The organism is Thalassobium sp. R2A62, assembly GCF_000161835.1.
In the GTDB taxonomy this organism is placed as follows: domain Bacteria; phylum Pseudomonadota; class Alphaproteobacteria; order Rhodobacterales; family Rhodobacteraceae; genus Thalassobium.
The window spans coordinates 667,670-683,304 of the sequence record NZ_GG697169.2; the positions used below are offsets into that span (position 1 = coordinate 667,670).

General features: G+C 55.6%; 15 protein-coding genes and 2 pseudogenes. 8 read left to right on the forward strand and 9 right to left on the reverse strand.

The features are described from left to right. The first annotated feature begins 163 nt into the window (after positions 1-163). From TR2A62_RS03305 to TR2A62_RS03320, 4 genes are all read left to right on the forward strand, one after another. Complete coding sequence (locus tag TR2A62_RS03305; RefSeq protein ID WP_009159587.1) at positions 164-1,300, forward strand: bifunctional 2-C-methyl-D-erythritol 4-phosphate cytidylyltransferase/2-C-methyl-D-erythritol 2,4-cyclodiphosphate synthase; 1,137 nt, start codon at positions 164-166, stop codon at positions 1,298-1,300. Beyond that, a complete protein-coding gene (locus TR2A62_RS03310) occupies positions 1,297-1,779 on the forward strand; it encodes a phosphatidylglycerophosphatase A (RefSeq protein ID WP_009158324.1) in 483 nt (160 codons plus the stop codon). Before TR2A62_RS03305 ends, TR2A62_RS03310 begins: the two co-directional genes overlap by 4 nt. Continuing rightward, positions 1,776-2,258, forward strand: a complete 483-nt coding sequence (locus TR2A62_RS03315) for a CinA family protein (RefSeq protein ID WP_040820121.1) — start codon at positions 1,776-1,778, stop codon at positions 2,256-2,258. Before TR2A62_RS03310 ends, TR2A62_RS03315 begins: the two co-directional genes overlap by 4 nt. 156 nt (positions 2,259-2,414) lie before the next feature. Beyond that, complete coding sequence (locus tag TR2A62_RS03320) at positions 2,415-3,593, forward strand: ammonium transporter (protein WP_040820122.1); 1,179 nt, start codon at positions 2,415-2,417, stop codon at positions 3,591-3,593. Between the two features lie 403 nt (positions 3,594-3,996). Here the strand turns inward: TR2A62_RS03320 and TR2A62_RS03325 are convergent, their stop codons facing one another. The 5 genes from TR2A62_RS03325 to TR2A62_RS03345 are packed head-to-tail and all read right to left on the reverse strand — an operon-like array spanning position 3,997 to position 9,948. Then, positions 3,997-5,328 carry an FAD-binding oxidoreductase gene (locus TR2A62_RS03325; protein WP_009158687.1) on the reverse strand — a complete coding sequence of 444 codons (1,332 nt, stop codon included), beginning with the start codon at positions 5,326-5,328 and terminating at the stop codon, positions 3,997-3,999. A gap of 1 nt (position 5,329) precedes the next feature. Next, the gene (locus TR2A62_RS03330; protein ID WP_009160418.1) at positions 5,330-6,880 is read right to left on the reverse strand and encodes a trimethylamine methyltransferase family protein; all 1,551 of its coding nucleotides are present in this window, start codon (positions 6,878-6,880) and stop codon (positions 5,330-5,332) included. Beyond that, entirely contained in the window at positions 6,877-8,349 is a 1,473-nt protein-coding gene (locus TR2A62_RS03335) for an aldehyde dehydrogenase (protein WP_009159415.1), read from the reverse strand. The genes TR2A62_RS03330 and TR2A62_RS03335 overlap by 4 nt, the downstream gene beginning before the upstream one ends. Continuing rightward, the gene (locus tag TR2A62_RS03340; RefSeq protein ID WP_009157421.1) at positions 8,346-9,254 is read right to left on the reverse strand and encodes a dihydrodipicolinate synthase family protein; all 909 of its coding nucleotides are present in this window, start codon (positions 9,252-9,254) and stop codon (positions 8,346-8,348) included. Before TR2A62_RS03340 ends, TR2A62_RS03335 begins: the two co-directional genes overlap by 4 nt. Beyond that, positions 9,244-9,948, reverse strand: a complete 705-nt coding sequence (locus TR2A62_RS03345) for a GntR family transcriptional regulator (protein ID WP_009158598.1) — start codon at positions 9,946-9,948, stop codon at positions 9,244-9,246. The genes TR2A62_RS03340 and TR2A62_RS03345 overlap by 11 nt, the downstream gene beginning before the upstream one ends. Before the next feature lie 427 nt (positions 9,949-10,375). On the opposite strand from TR2A62_RS03345, the pseudogene TR2A62_RS18970 reads away from it, so the two are divergent. Beyond that, positions 10,376-10,531, forward strand: a pseudogene (locus TR2A62_RS18970) (IS5/IS1182 family transposase); the annotation flags it as partial. Further along, positions 10,523-10,790, forward strand: a pseudogene (locus tag TR2A62_RS17970) (transposase); the annotation flags it as partial. The pseudogenes TR2A62_RS18970 and TR2A62_RS17970, both read left to right, overlap by 9 nt. Positions 10,791-10,890: 100 nt before the next feature. On the opposite strand, the gene TR2A62_RS03355 reads toward TR2A62_RS17970, so the two are convergent. Then, positions 10,891-12,165, reverse strand: coding sequence for an MmgE/PrpD family protein (locus tag TR2A62_RS03355; RefSeq protein ID WP_009160436.1), 1,275 nt, complete (start codon positions 12,163-12,165; stop codon positions 10,891-10,893). Next, a complete protein-coding gene (locus TR2A62_RS03360) occupies positions 12,162-12,614 on the reverse strand; it encodes a type II toxin-antitoxin system RatA family toxin (RefSeq protein ID WP_009159382.1) in 453 nt (150 codons plus the stop codon). Before TR2A62_RS03360 ends, TR2A62_RS03355 begins: the two co-directional genes overlap by 4 nt. Positions 12,615-12,684: 70 nt before the next feature. On the opposite strand from TR2A62_RS03360, the gene hpt reads away from it, so the two are divergent. Together hpt and TR2A62_RS19325 are read left to right on the forward strand one after the other, a co-directional pair. Next, entirely contained in the window at positions 12,685-13,233 is a 549-nt protein-coding gene (hpt, locus tag TR2A62_RS03365; RefSeq protein ID WP_009158831.1) for a hypoxanthine phosphoribosyltransferase, read from the forward strand. A 62-nt stretch (positions 13,234-13,295) separates the two neighbouring features. Continuing rightward, positions 13,296-13,424 carry a hypothetical protein gene (locus TR2A62_RS19325; RefSeq protein ID WP_009158072.1) on the forward strand — a complete coding sequence of 43 codons (129 nt, stop codon included), beginning with the start codon at positions 13,296-13,298 and terminating at the stop codon, positions 13,422-13,424. Here TR2A62_RS19325 and lipA read toward each other — a convergent pair. Next, a complete protein-coding gene (lipA, locus tag TR2A62_RS03375) occupies positions 13,421-14,380 on the reverse strand; it encodes a lipoyl synthase (protein WP_009157808.1) in 960 nt (319 codons plus the stop codon). The genes TR2A62_RS19325 and lipA overlap by 4 nt on opposite strands. Before the next feature lie 85 nt (positions 14,381-14,465). After that, positions 14,466-15,257: a DUF6456 domain-containing protein gene (locus TR2A62_RS03380; protein ID WP_009160648.1), complete on the reverse strand. Its 792-nt coding sequence runs from the start codon at positions 15,255-15,257 to the stop codon at positions 14,466-14,468. Positions 15,258-15,635: the final 378 nt, after the last annotated feature.

Here is a 15,635-nt window from a genome sequence, read left to right on the forward strand (position 1 = left end):
TCTATGCGGCGCTGCGGCCCCATACAACAAAGCGGCAGTACCATTTGGTCAATTTTGTAGCTGATGCTTAAAAATTAAGCAAATACGCCTCGAAAACTTGCGCATTTGCAAGACTGACCTCTGGGTCATACACAGGTCAAAACGGATGTTAGGGCCTTTTTGAATGACAACAATTGCTTTGATCGTTGCTGCTGGATCGGGTCGCCGTGCTGGTGGCCCAAAACCAAAGCAATGGCAGACCCTGAACGGTCGTGCAGTTGTCTTGTGGTCAATTCAGATGTTTCAGGCGCATCCGCTCGTCGACCGGATCATGCTCGCAGCCCCAGCCGACGGTGTTCCTGAAGGCATATCAATTCCTGACGGCGTTGAGATTGTCACAGGCGGCGGCAGCCGAGCCGAGACCGTTCAAAATTGCCTGCGGGCATGTCCTGACGCAAAGCGTGTCCTGATCCACGATGCTGCACGCCCTGCTGTCACCGAGCAAATGATCACTGATGTTATTGTGGCGTTGGAGACCCATGATGGCGCGGCTCCAGCACTACCTGTTGTTGACGCATTGTGGACTGGCAAAGACGGTGTCGTGACCGGCGCGGCGGATCGGAGTGGTTTGTTTCGTGCGCAGACCCCACAGGGTTTTCAATATTCAGCGATCCTAGCCGCACATGCGGCCTATACCGGTGCCGCAGCGGATGATGTCGAGGTTGCTCGCGCTGCGGGGCTGGACGTCGCGATCGTTGCGGGTGATCCTCGCGCAATGAAGATCACCAACCCAACCGATTTGGCGCGGGTTGAGCATATGATGAAACAAGGAACGACATACGTGGATATAAGACTGGGCAACGGCTACGATGTTCATAAATTTGGACCAGGTACGCATGTCACTTTGTGCGGTTTAGAGATTGCACATGATCACGGTTTGGTCGGTCATTCGGACGCCGATGTCGGGATGCATGCAGTAACTGATGCGATCTATGGCGCACTTGCCCGTGGTGATATTGGCCAGCATTTCCCGCCCAGCGATCCGCAATGGAAAGGGGCTGCCAGCGACATCTTTTTGCGTCATGCAGTAGCGCTTGCTTCCGAGATGGGATTTACGATCAGTAACGTTGATTGCACTCTGGTTTGCGAGTTTCCCAAGATTGGCCCACACGCCCAAGCAATGCGTGAAAAAATGAGCAAGATCATGGGGCTGGATGCCGACCGGATCAGTGTCAAAGCGACAACTTCGGAAAGGCTTGGGTTTACAGGGCGCGGTGAAGGCATCGCGTCGATCGCAACGGCAACATTGGTGGCATCATGAGCAAGCTTTGGGCGACGTTTTTCTATTCGGGATTGCTAAAACCCGCTCCGGGAACATGGGGATCACTGGCCGCCCTGCCTGCTGCATATTTGGTGGCGACTGTCCTTGGGCCAATCGGCTTTTGTCTCGCAACAATCGTCGTGTTCTTAACCGGCTGGTGGGCGACGCAAATTGAGACGGCCGGACAGGACGATCACGATCCGTCCGAAATCGTCATCGACGAGGTCGCAGGGCAGTGGATCGCGCTGTTCCCGGTCGTGTTTGGCGCCCACAAAGTTGGCGCAGCCCTGACGGACCTTTGGCCAGGCTGGCTTGCGGCATTCCTGCTGTTCCGTTTGTTCGACATATCCAAGCCTTGGCTTGTGGGTTGGGCGGACCGACGCGGCGACGCCTTGGGTGTGATGCTCGATGATGTCATCGCGGGCGTTTTTGCCGCCATCGGCGTGATGATCCTCGCAGCGCTCGCTCATTTACTATGAGTACCGACAACCCTCGTGCAGTGGCTCTATTGACCCGTGCGCTGGCTGCCGAAGTCATGATCGCCACAGCCGAAAGCTGCACTGGCGGGATGGTCAGTGCCGCAATCACCGACATCGCGGGGAGCTCGTCGATTTTTGACCGTGGCTTTGTCACCTACACCAATCGGGCCAAGACCAAAATGCTGGGCGTTTCTCCAGAAACATTGGCTGCCTATGGTGCCGTTTCGGAAGAAACCGCGGCCGAGATGGCGAAAGGTGCGATTGCGCACTCGGACGCCAGCCTTGCAGTTGCGATTACCGGCATTGCTGGCCCCGGAGGATCGGATCACAAACCCGAAGGTCGGGTGTGTTTCGGGATCGCGCAACGCGACCAGATTCAAACGTCTACGGTCGAATTCGGATCATTGGGTCGTGCCAATGTCCGAATGGCCGCATGTGACTATACCTTGGATCTGCTGCTCGGAGCGCTCGATTCATAAGCGCGTAAAAATTAGTCAAATACCAAAAATTGCGCATAAACCTGCGCCGGTTTGTGATTTGCCTATCGTTTAACCACCCGAAACGACAATCGCCTCTTTCCGCGCCGATCCCGATATTGTCCACCCACCTCAGTTTTATAAATGTCGGAGGGGACAATGAACGGAGCGGATACAGCCTGGATGATCGTGGCGACAGCCTTGGTCTTGTTTATGACTTTGCCAGGGCTTGCCCTGTTTTACGGAGGTCTTGTACGCGCACGCAACGTGCTCAGTGTGTTTATGCACTGCTATGCAATTGCGTGCGTGATGAGCGTCCTTTGGCTCGTGATCGGGTACTCGATTGCATTTGGTGGCGGGACATCCGGCTACTGGGGCGGCTTGGACAAAATGTTCCTTGGTGGCATTAATAGCGAGACGCTCGCTGGCACCCTGCCCGAAGTCTTGTTCTTTGCCTTCCAGATGACCTTTGCGATCATCACACCGGCTTTGATCGTTGGTGCCTATGTCGAACGTGTCGGCTTTGGCTTTGTGCTGTTGTTCTCATCGCTTTGGATGCTGTTGTGTTACGCACCGGTCGTCCATTGGGTCTGGGGTGGCGGCATTCTGGCAAACGGCACAATCTTTGAAGTCGCCGTGATGGACTTTGCAGGTGGCATTGTTGTTCACGAAACTGCCGGTCTTGCGGCTTTGATCCTCGCGATCTTTCTTGGGCCACGTCGTGATCAGAATAAACCGCCACACAATCCTGGCATGGTGATGATAGGTGCTGCTATGCTTTGGCTCGGTTGGTTCGGCTTTAACGGCGGCTCTCAACTTGCGGCCGACGGTGGCGCGGCTATGGCACTGACCGTGACACATATCTCGGCGGCCACTGCATCCCTGACATGGGCGCTGTGGGAGCGGATCAAGTTCGGTAAAGCCAGCCTCGTTGGTTTGGTCACAGGTACAATCGCAGGTCTCGCCTCGGTCACTCCGGCGTCTGGTTTCATCGACCCGATGCAGGCCTTGATCATTGGTGCCGTCGCTGGTGTCTTGTGCCAAGAAGCGGTCACTCTTGTGCGCAACGTCTTTAAGATCGACGACACGCTTGATGTGTTTGCGGTCCACGGTGTTGGTGGCATCTTTGGTACGATCATGATCGCAGTCTTCGGATTGGGAAGCTGGGCCACTCAGTTGGGCAGCCTCGCGATCGTCGGTGTGTTCACCGCAGTGGTCACAGTCGTGCTGATCTTTGTCTGTCGTGCGGTGACACCATTGCGCGTAGATCACGAGACCGAAGTCAACGGTCTGGACCTCGCGGTCCATGGTGAACGTGCATACGACATGACGTCGTAAATACGATCAAGACGAATGCGCTAGCGGGCCCTACGGGACCCGTTAGGCTGCTGACAAAGTTAAGGTTGTCACGGCTTATCAAATCATCCGAAAAATTTTGTCGGATGGTTGCAATGAGCCCAAAAGTGACTGATGCTGCATTTTGCACGAATGGCTGCTATTAATAGCTTCCCAAAAACCTTCAACAACTGGTAGGGTTGGGAAAAGGTTTTTTTACAGCAGAAATCCCGGTGGTTGGCGACCATGTCGAAAACGAGCGTTTTTGGAACACATATGAATGGCGGTTGTGCGGGACAAAGCGGGCATTGCTATCTGGCGAATAAACGGCTGCTTCTCCATCTTTAGCAATGTTGTGTCGCGCGCCAGAATTGATGGGGCGCGCTGTCTCGCAAAACGCCTCGGGCTAAAGTTCGCCGAATGCGCGACCCTCCTGCCAGCGTAGGTATAAGTTAGCACCAAGCCTTGAGATCGGCTCTGGCGGCAAGCGCATTGGAGCGTCAGCAGCTAAGGCGCGTGACAGCGTCGGCGATGATTGACCGAGTGCGAGATCGGCCGCGAGACCGCCCGCCAATGTCCCTTTGGCAGTGCCTAAGCCATTTTGACAGCAGGCTGAAAACAATCCGGGTTCTAATTTGCTAATTACCTGCACGTTATTGCGGCTGAGGCAAAGCCGCCCACCCCACCTGAATTCCATTGCGACATCGCCCAGATTTGGAAAGCGGCGCATAAAAGAACGGTCGTGATCTTTGCCTACTTTTGCGATGCGTTTCGCGCTTACCTCCATCGTGGGGTCAAATGTAAACCTGTTCCGAATGATCAACCGATCGCCGCCCGTACCACAGATGCGGCGCACAGTCGTTCCAACAGGATCTGCCGGCGTTAGCCCCCAGATCGCGTGACCACCCAGCTTGGCCACCTCTTGCGGTGACAATGCCCGTGTCATCGAGGCGTAGGTGAACACATGCATCAAACGCGATTTGGCGTATCCGAAACTGTTCAGGTGACCGTTTACTGCGAGGATGACGCGCGGCGCGGTAACTCGCCCGTTTGGGGTCGTTGCGATCCAATCATCCTCACGCTTCAGGTCCGTGACGGGGCTGTCTTCATGGATCTTAACACCGTCTTTGCGTAGTCCTTCAGCGATGCCGCGGATGTACATTGCAGGTTGAATCATGGCCGTACTCGGCGTGAACAGGCCACTTTGATAATAATCCGAACCCGTAATTTCACGCATCTCTGCTGCGTCATAGACCTCATGCGGTTCACCCATTGCGGTCAAATGTTTGGCAAAGCTGGTGTTGTGCGCATGACCCTTAGTGGTTGCCGCCCCATTGATCTTGCCTGACATCACAAATGCTTCCGCAGAAAGGCCATATTCATTTGACATTTCACGAGCATGGGTAATTCCCAGCCGGTTGTCCTGTGTTTGCGCCACGTCAGCATCAAGCGCACCGCCGTAGTCCGCCGACGTCAGATCGTGCGGAAGATCGATCATAAAGCCCGAGTTGCGCCCCGCCGGTCCGTCGCCAATGCGCACAGCATCCAACACGACGATCTTGTCGCCTTTTGCCTTTTTGGACAGGCGGTGGGCCGCCGCCAACCCTGCAAAACCTGCGCCAATTACCAACCAATCGGCGGTGATCTTGCCAGCCAAAGGTGTCGCTGGTTGAGGGTTTGCCAGCAACTTATTCCAACCGGTTGGGCCGGGATCGCGGGGCAGACGGGTCACAGCCACGTTAGTAATCCTGATTAAGCGCGTCGACGGCCGGAATTTCGCGTTCGCGCCTAGCGATGTAATCCAGCAGCGCTTCGTTCACGCCCTCGTCGAGCTTGGGTTCTTCGTACTCGTTCAACATGGAGCGGGCTTTGTTAAGGGCGCGTTCGTTGATCTCGATCCCGCCTTCGGCTTGCCATTGCTCGATTGAATTGTTGTCGAACATCTCGGGCATGAAGAATGCCTTTTGAAAATGCTCCAACGTATGCGGATGGCCAAGATAGTGACCACCGGGGCCAACATCTGGCACGGCTGCTAGAGCTGCATCAAAGTCATCCCAATTCACGCCTTGCGCCATGCGGTAGCCCATTTCGCACATCTCGGCATCGACGATGAATTTCGCCGTGGAACAATGCATCCCCGCTTCATTCCAACCCGCGCTGTGCCACATGTAATTTGCGCCCGCCATCAAGACCGCGTTCATCGTCATCGCACTTTCATAACCGGCCTGCGCATCGAACGTCTTGGCCCCACCAAGCGTGTTCGACGTGCGCCAAGGCACACCGTAGAACCGCGCCATCTGACCGATCATAAAGTTCATCAGGCTGATCTCTGGTGTGCCAGCCATCGGCGCGCCCGATTTCATGCTGACGGTTGAGAGGTAGTGGCCATAGATCGCAGGGCAGCCTTTGCGCACGACCTGCGTGTAGGCCAGCGCGCTGAGCGCTTCGGCGTTCAATTGCGCCACGGTTGCGGGCACGCTTGCGGGGGTATTTGCGCCGCCCAAAACGAAGGGCGAACACAGGATCGGCTGATTGCGTTTACAGAATGCCCGCAGTGCGCCCAGCATCGTCTCGTCCCAGACCAAAGGCGAGTTTCCGTTGCAATTGCCCGTCACGACCGGGTGGGTGTCAATGTAATCATCGCCAAACAGGATCACGCACATGTCCATCACGTCTTCGGCGTTTTTGGGGCTGGTGGTCATACCCATGAACGTCTTGTCAGAGTGTTTCATCGACGAATAGGTGATACGCAGATGCCGCTGGCTAATCGGATGATCATAGGGTTCGACGATATGGTGCGCTGACGAGTGGATCGCCGGTAACATGTGGCTGAGCTTGTGGAAATTCGCCAAGTCATCCAGCGTTGGGTTGCGCCGCACGTCATCGAGATCGCGCAGAAATGGCGCGCCCGTCATTGGGATGAACATGCCATGATCGCCGCCGAAGGGCAGAGAGTTGGCCGCATTGCGTGCGTGGTAGGTGAATGTTTCTGGAATACTGGCGATCAGCTCGCGCACGAGGTGCCGATCAAGGTAGACCATCTCTCCGACGACCTTCGCGCCAGCACGTTTCCAATCAGCCAAGGCGATATCATCGCGGAATTGCACGCCAACATTTTCAAGGATATCCATAGACGCCGCGTCGATCTTTTCGATCTGATCGGGGGTCATCGGGTCGGTCAGGGGCAGCTTGCGCTTGAGCGCAGGCAGCATCTTTATGTCACGGGTCTGGCGCAGCGCTTTGCGTGCGCCGCGCCCCCGGCGCACAGTGCCTACTGCGTCCACACTCATGTGACGTTATTCCCATCAGCGGGATCGGTGAGGTCGATCCAAATTGTTTTGACCTCGGTGTATTGGTCATGGGCGTGCAGGCCATTGTCGCGTCCGCCGAAGCCCGATTGTTTGTAGCCGCCGAACGGTGTGGCGATGTTGCCTTCGCCGTAACAATTCACCGTCACCGTGCCTGCATTGATGTCGCGTGCCGCACGAATGGCACTGCGGCTTCCAGCAGAAAACACTGACGCGGCAAGGCCATAGTCAGTGTCATTGGCGACCTGCACGGCTTCGTCATTGCTGGCCACGGTGATCACGCTTAACACAGGGCCAAAGATTTCGTCGCGTGCGCGCGGGTCATCAGCCTCAACTTCAAGAATAGTTGGGGCCACGAAGGGGCCATCACCCTTATCGTCCAAAAAGCTGCGCACTTTGGTGCAATGACCTGCATCAATTAACGCGCCGATATGGTTGGTAGGATCAAGCGGATCGCCAACTTTCCAATCGCGCACGCGGGCATTAATCTTCTCTAGCAACACATCTTTCACCGACGCATGCACGATCAACCGCGACGTCGCAGAGCAATTTTGCCCCGCATTCCAGAACGCTGCATTGACCACGTGTTCCGCCACATGATCGAGGTTCTCGGCGTCGCCGAACACCACAGCGGGGTTCTTGCCGCCGCATTCCAACACCACCTTTTTGAGGTTGCTGTCAGCCGCATAGCGCAAGAACCGCCGTCCGGTTTCCGTCGATCCAGTAAAGCTGACCATATCGACATCCATATGGCGTCCAAGTGGTTCGCCCACCGATGGGCCGTCGCCCGGAAGCACCTGAAGGACACCGCGGGGGATACCCGCCTCGTGCGCCAGTTCAGCGACGCGTAGCGCGGTCAGGCTCGTTTGTTCAGCCGGTTTCACGATGACAGAACAGCCTGCCGCCAGCGCAGGCCCAATTTTCCACGCCAACATCATCAACGGGAAATTCCACGGCAGAATTGCTGCGACAACACCCACAGGTTCACGCACGATCATCGCCATTGCGCCGTCACCTGTCGGTGCTGTCTGATCGTAGATTTTGTCAGCAGCTTCAGCGTGCCATTTAATGCAGTGGATCGTCTCGGGCAGGTCAATCGTTTCGCAATCAAGGATCGGCTTGCCCGATTCCACACTTTCCATCACAGCCAGTTCGCGGCGATTTCGCGTGATCAATTTGCACAGACGGGTCAGCACATCCTTGCGGGCGTCAGGGTCGATCTTTGACCACCGACCTTGATCAAATGCCTCGCGCGCTTTGGTTACGGCAAGGTCGACATCCTTGGCATCTGCCGTGGAAATCTGTGCGATCTCGGCCCGTGTTGCTGGGTTGGTTGTTGCCATCAATGGGCCATTACCGCGCTGGTACTTGCCGTCGATGAACGGGCTGCGCGGTGGGTCTAATGCGTCAGCGATGGCCGCGTATTCGGCGTGTGTCAGCAGATCGGTCATGTGTTCGCCCCCATGATGCTGGAAATGGCTGTGTCCATTGTGCGGATCACCTCGGCCAGTTCGCGTTTGTCGTCTTTGTTCAGTGGTTGTAGCGGTTTGCGCGGTGGGCCCGCGTCAATGCCGCGCAAGGTCAGCCCATATTTGATGCATTGCACAAATTTGCCGCCCTGTTCGAGGACGCGCATCAGCGGCAACATCGCAGACATGATCGCACGGCCTTTGGTGAAAGCACCCTCGACGGCGCAAGCCTCGTACAACGCGATGTGCGCCTTTGGTGCAAAGTTTGACCCAGCGCAGACCCAAGACCGCGCGCCCCATGCAAAGAACTCCAGCGCTTGATCATCCATGCCGCAGGACAATGCGATATGTGGATAGTCGCGCGCCAGCATGTGCAAGCGATTGATGTCGCCAGAGCTTTCCTTGATCCCGCAGAAATTGGGCGAGCGGCCCAAGCGGTTCAGACAATCTTCGTCCATGTCCACCGACATCCGTCCAGGGTAGTTATAAAGCATCACCGGCAAGTTCGCGGCGCGGTCCACGGCCAGCGCATGCAACGCAATTTCGCGCCCCGTCGGGTAAGCATAGGGCGGCGTTGCCACCAGCAAGGCATCCGCGCCTGCCGCCTTGGCGGCTTTGGCGTACATCACGCTGTCTTCGGTCCGAATTGCGCCTGTTCCTATCACCATCGGCACACGCCCGTTGATCAGACCCGCGCAGCGTGTCATCATCTCAAGGCGTTCTTCAGTCGTCTGCGCGTAATATTCGCCCGTGGACCCCGCGACGACAATGCCGTGAACGCCTGCCGTTATCAAATGCTCAACCGTTTCGGCCAAGGCCACTTCGTTCAGCGAAAAGTCATCATGATACGGCGTGACGAGCGGCGTGTAGATACCTTCAAATTGCATTGCGGTGGTCCTTGAGAGAAATGACATCAACCGGCAACGGATCGGGGCGCACGTAACGCTCCATCCGGTCACGGCTTAGGTCCCAATGTTGGAGTGTGAGGTCAATCGCGAGCGCGCCTTCGCCAGCCTCAATGGCCGCGATCATCGCGTCGTGCTGTTCGATTGCTTTGAGAACCAACATCGTCTCGGCGGGTGCCGCGGGGCGATAAAACGTTTGGCTCATGCGGGTGTGATCGATTTGCAGTCGCGCAAGCGAGGCCAATAAATAAGTGTTTGAGGCCATATCACCGATAATCGCGTGGAATTTGTGATTGGCGAGCGCGGCCTCGGCCGCATCAGATGACTTGGCCGCTTTGGAGAAAGTCATCTGCGCCTGTTTCAGGTCATCCAACTGGGTGGCGGTGTGGTTTTCACAGGCCAGACGCCCGATATTGGCGTAAACCATCGGGGCCGTCTGGAAAAAGGTGCGCAAGACGTCAATGTCCATCGACGCGACCTTCGCGCCACGGTTCTCGCTCATCACAACATAACCTTCGCCTTGAAGGCGTTGCAGCACCTCGCGAAGTGGCGTGCGCGACATGCTGTAGTATTCAGACAAGCCCGCTTCGTCGAGATCATATCCCGGCTTAAGGTCAGTCGACAAAATGCGCCGACGCAAATCGGTCAAACAGGCAAGTTTTGTATATCGGTCCATGTGGAGCTCCAAGAATCGTATACAAAGTGTATACATTTTTTGAATCTGTCAACTGAACTAGGCTAGTGATGTTCTGATAGACAGACGGAGTAGTCAAAAATCATTGGCATGCAAACGCCGCTTTAATGGCGACCACACTTTTTAGGGCCCTCAAAGCGGTCATTGGAGCACTACGCAGCATCGGTTGGATTGGGCTCAGAGCCGTCATTGAACGCCTTCCAAAAACGACCGTTTGTGACAACATCCAAATGAGTGCTCGCGGGCACCCTGTTTTCCGCAAAAGGTCATCGGCCCGAATGTCATCGAGGTCAGCTTCGTCCGCTTTGCCGCCATTGTGCATCTTCGCTGTTTTGCGTGATTTTATAGGCTCGGGCTGACTCAATTGGGTGTGTCGAAACGCCCCACACCCCACCAGAGCGAGGTTGAGATGGTCACGCTTGAGAGCCTGGTTCCTAATGATCACCTGCTGCGCAAGGTTGATGCTGTGATTGATTTTGGCTTCATCCGTGAACTGAATCAGGGGCTTTACTGCCTCGACCATGGCCGCCCGCCGATTGCGCCAGAGGTTTTGTTCAAGACCCTCAGCCGTCTCGTCTGGGCCGATGCGCGGGACCGCACCGATGCTAACCGACAGACAGACTGGGGCAAGCGATTGTATACGCGACGAAAGGAAACGGTTGAATGCTCATTCGCAGATGCCAAGCAACTCTTCGGGCCTCGATACGCCCATTGTGCGAAGGCACACAGGTGTCAAATGCCAATGCCTGCTTGCCGCAACTGCCCAGAACATCAAGAAAATAGCAACGATCATGGACAGAAGACGCAAAATCAGTCCCGTCTAAGGACTGAAGCTCACTCGTGCCCAAAACCCATCGCCAAATGGCGATCCCAAAGCAAAGCCCCGCCAGAATGTGACGGGGTTTGTCAGTGGTCTGGCGGGCCCTACTGGCCCCGTTTTTCTGTCGCGATCAATGTCTCGAACAGTATGATGTCTTGTGCGTCACAGGCAGCCCGCAATTCTTCGGCAAACGAGCGTCCGACCAGAGCTGTCGCTTTGTGGTCTAGCTTGGATTTGATTGTGCTCGCCGGTATGGCCGCGGACAGGTCGTGTCGTGCAGTAGTCACGTCGCCGCCTCGGGTAACCCTTACGGTGGCCTGCATTTCGGTCAGATCAGAGTTCTCTGTAACGTCGATCCGGCCCCGAATATCAGCAAACTGGGCGGCACATTCATCCGTATAGGATGAGATTGCACCAGTATCCTCACCGTTGATCGCCATGGCGGCGGTTTGTCGATAGCTGAATTTGCATTCCAGCCCCGTACGCGGTGTCTCGATGTTGCAGACGCTCATCCATCTGGGGTGAGTTTCGATCTCTAGACGATCAAAATCTTGTGCAACATCTAGGGTGCTCAACGCTTCGAGCATGGCATGCAGCCCGTGGCAACAGGCGTGAAATTTGTAGTTGATTGTTTCAAAGCGCCAATTGGATCCAAGCTCTCGTAAGGCCGACGTATCTGCTTGCCCGTGGTGGGTTGGTCCAAAGCCCAAAGCTCCGGCCAATCCGTCATCACATGACATCAGGCCTGCCTTTGCCCACATCGCCGCCTCTACGCCTGTGCGTGCGGCGAGACCTGCGTTGAGCGGTTTTCCCATGGTCCCAAATTGACTTTTGAGCCCTGATGCCATGGTCGCGCATAAACCAATGGCAGCGATTGTTTGATCCAACGTTAAGCCGAGCAGACGCGCGACTGCCAACGTTGCCCCGAACGCACCCGCAGTGGCCGTCTGGTGGTATCCGATTTCATAGTGCTCGCGCCCGAACCATAGTCCGACCCGAACCGATGCCTCCATCCCAACCAAGGCGGCATCGACGCGCTCGCTCCATGTTTGTGTTTTGGCGACAGCGTGGACAGCAGACCAGACCGCGACCGAAGGGTGACCGATGTGACCAAAATGCGTGTCGTCAAAATCTAGCGCATGTGCGATTGTCCCATTGATCAGCGCAGCTGTGGCAGGATCATGTGCTTGACCGGAAAACGTGGGCTGATCGCCCGGCCCTGACTGCACTGCAGCCCAATTTTGAAAACCGCTATGCTGCCATCCGGCCACACCACAAATTGCCCAATCAAACAGAGACAGTTCACAAAATTCGCGCGCAGTACAGGCGCCGACAACTGGCGCATGTGCAAATTCCGCGAGAGTTCGCGTGATCGTCATGCCACCGCGCCATAGAGGTCCGCCGCGCGCCGTTCAAATGCACGCACGACCCTCTGCATCGCCTCGTTGAAGAACATGCCGGCCGCGCCCTGAAGAAGCTTGTTCTTGAATTCAAAATCGACCGAAAATTGAACTTCGCACCCACCGTCGACGTCAGCAAAATTCCACTGGCTCTCGAGATAGGAGAAAGGGCCGTCGATATATTCGGTATCGATCTGCTTTGTTTCTGGCCAAAGGGCAACGCGGCTTCCGAATTTCTCGCGAAAGACTTTGAAGGAAATCACCAGATCAGCCAGCATGACCGTCTTGTCGCCCTCATCGGTCGTGGACCTGATTCGCGCAGCCGCTGTCCAAGGCAAGAACTTGGGGTAATTCGCGACATCAGCCACAAGGTCATACATTTGGTCCGCCGTGTAAGGGAGGACACGTTTTTCAGAATGGCTGGGCATAGCGGTGCCTTTGGTCGTGACAGTCGGTGTAGATGTCGTAGAGTGGGGCCGCAAAATCAAGTGAGTTCTCATGCCGCACCGTCCCTATATCATCGACCAAATGATCTCGGCCAAGTCCATTGCCGCGAAGATTGAAAACCTCGCCCGCGAGATCGAACAAGAGTTTCAAGGCACTGACAAGCTCGTCGTTGTTGGGCTCTTACGAGGAAGCTTTGTATTCATCGCAGATCTTGTGCGCGAATTGGATTTACCCGTTGAGGTCGATTTCCTAGAGGCTTCATCCTATGGTGATGGCATGGAGAGCAGTAGAGAAGTCCGCATTTTCAAAGACTTACGCGGCGCCATTGAAGGTCGTGATGTTCTGGTGGTCGAAGATATCATCGACACTGGTCACACGTTGGCACATGTCCACGACTACTTGGAAACGAAACACCCCGCGTGTTTGAAATCTATCGCGTTGCTCGACAAACCGGCACGCCGCGAAGTTGATTATCGTGCGTCATGGACTGGTTTTGAAATTCCTGACGAATTCGTGGTTGGCTACGGCATCGATTTTGCCCAACGCAATCGCAACTTGCCCTATATCGGAAAAGTCCGGTTTACCGACGAAGATGGCTGATTGCGGTGTTTAACCCCATCCATCTCCTGCGCATATCAAAATGGGCCCGACATCCACCGGCGATGTGGCGGCTGAAACTTATTGTCGGTATCATCATTGCTTGCGCGATCATCTTTGTGATCGAACGCTATATCGGTTGGCCCGACGCGCTGTCGGTCGAGCCACGCGGCCCTCGGATCAAAACCTTTTAAGCCTGACCAAGTTTTTTCAAACGGGCCTCGCGCAAACGGGCGAAATCGTCTCCAGCATGGTATGACGAGCGGGTCAGTGGTGTTGCCGAAACCATCAAGAACCCTTTGCCGAACGCCGCCTTTTCATAGGCGGCAAATTCGTCAGGCGTCACAAAACGGTCGAGCACGTGGTGTTTTGGTGTTGGTTGAAGGTACTGACCGATTGTTAGGAAATCGATATCCGCCGCGCGCATGTCGTCCATGACTTGGATCACAGCTTGACGATCTTCGCCCAAGCCAACCATGATGCCGGATTTGGTGAACATCGATGAATCAAGCTCTTTGACACGTTGCAACAGCCGCAATGAATGGAAGTATCTCGCACCAGGGCGCACTTCTGGATAAAGGCCAGGCACCGTTTCAAGATTGTGGTTAAAGACATCGGGTTTGGCGGCCACCACCACCTCGAGCGCTTCTGGTGCGCACTTGATAAAGTCTGGTGTGAGAATTTCGATCGTCGTGGTCGGTGATTGGCGCCGCACTGCGCGGATTGTCTGGGCAAAGTGTTCCGCACCGCCATCCTCGACGTCGTCTCGGTCAACGGACGTAATCACAACGTGGTTCAGTCCCAGCTTTTTGACCGCATCGGCCACACGACCTGGCTCGAACACATCCAATGATTCTGGCGGCTTACCTGTTGCGATGTTGCAGAACGTACAGGCACGGGTACAGACTTCGCCCATGATCATCATGGTTGCGTGACCCTGCGACCAGCATTCGCCGACGTTCGGACAACCGGCTTCTTCGCATACGGTGACAAGCTTGTTCTCGCGCATGATGTCGCGGGTCTGCTTGTACCCATCCGAAGTCGGTGCCTTTACACGAATCCAATCAGGCTTGCGTGGCTGGACAGTATCCGGACGCTTGGCCTTTTCGGGGTGACGCTGGCTTGGAATTTTCAGATCACGGGTCGCCATGGACGGGCTCCTCTTGGGTGTTTGGCTATAGGTAAGCCGCCCTTCCCCAAAAGTCTAGAAATGCCCGCCATGCATCAGCATCATATCATCCGATTAGTGGTCCGTGCTTGCCGTAACGTTCCTCGAAATGGCGTCTAAGACGTTCCAAAGCGATACGAAGGACAATTTTTCCAGACCGAGCTGACCATCCCAGTTCGCGTTCGGCGGTTTCTAACCATTCTAGAAAACAACAGCAGCGTAGGATTACGTCGCCTAACCCCGGCCCCAAGTCCGCCAGCGCCAATCGAACGCGATTGCGGGCGCCTGCAGCCCCTAGTTCGGGCTCAATCCGGTCCGCGTCACTCGCGACCAGATATTGATCCCAGTCGCCGGGTTGATTCTTACCCATTTGGGCAAGCTCAAAGTCCTCGCGCAGCCTTTCGCCCGCTGTCACCAATTCGTCGCGCAAGAACGGTCTGCCGTCTTTTTCACGACGACGAGACAATCCAGTCAGTGGGCTCTCCCCAAGATTATAGCGCATCCGGCGGGTCTCAGATTTTGTCGTAGGTGATGACACCAGACCAACCGGCTTTCCGTCAAAAACTGCTGGCGCTTCGGCCATTCCGTTTGTTTCACGGTCTTTATTGATCAATTTTTTCAGTGCTGCACGCCCCTGAGACGTGATATTATCTCGCGATATGCGCGCGTTTGGATCATCCAACGTCCGACAGGTGATCCAGTCCTTCAGGGCGAGCGTCTCGGCGACCACACGATCGACAATTGCGGTTCGGGTGCTCTGGCCCGATCGGCCATCCCGAACCACCACAGCTTTGTCCATTTCTCTGGCGACGGCCAAAACAGCGCCCGTCTCCAAAAGCCTTTTGAGGACACGCAGCATGTCGTGGTCCAAGCGTTCGTCTATCAATAATATCGGGGCAAGGTTTCTGTGATTTGTTGTGTCCAGTCTTTAACTCGGCAGCCTTAAATTCGATTGTCATCGGTGTTCCATCCCTTCGTGTTTCGATACGCGTACGATCTAAATGCTCCGCGTCCAGCTTGCGCAGGGCATCGTCAATCAACGGATCATCACGGCGCTGCTCATAGCGGCGGACCTGACGCAAGATTGTGGAAGCGTGACAGTTTGCGATGCGTGCTGGTGCACGTATCGAGAAACCTGTCTCTGTATGGAACAGATAATGTTGTTCGGCCATGGGCACCCAATCGGGTAGCCCATAGATACCGCGCGAACCCGTCGCGTGTGTCATTGCCTTTGTCC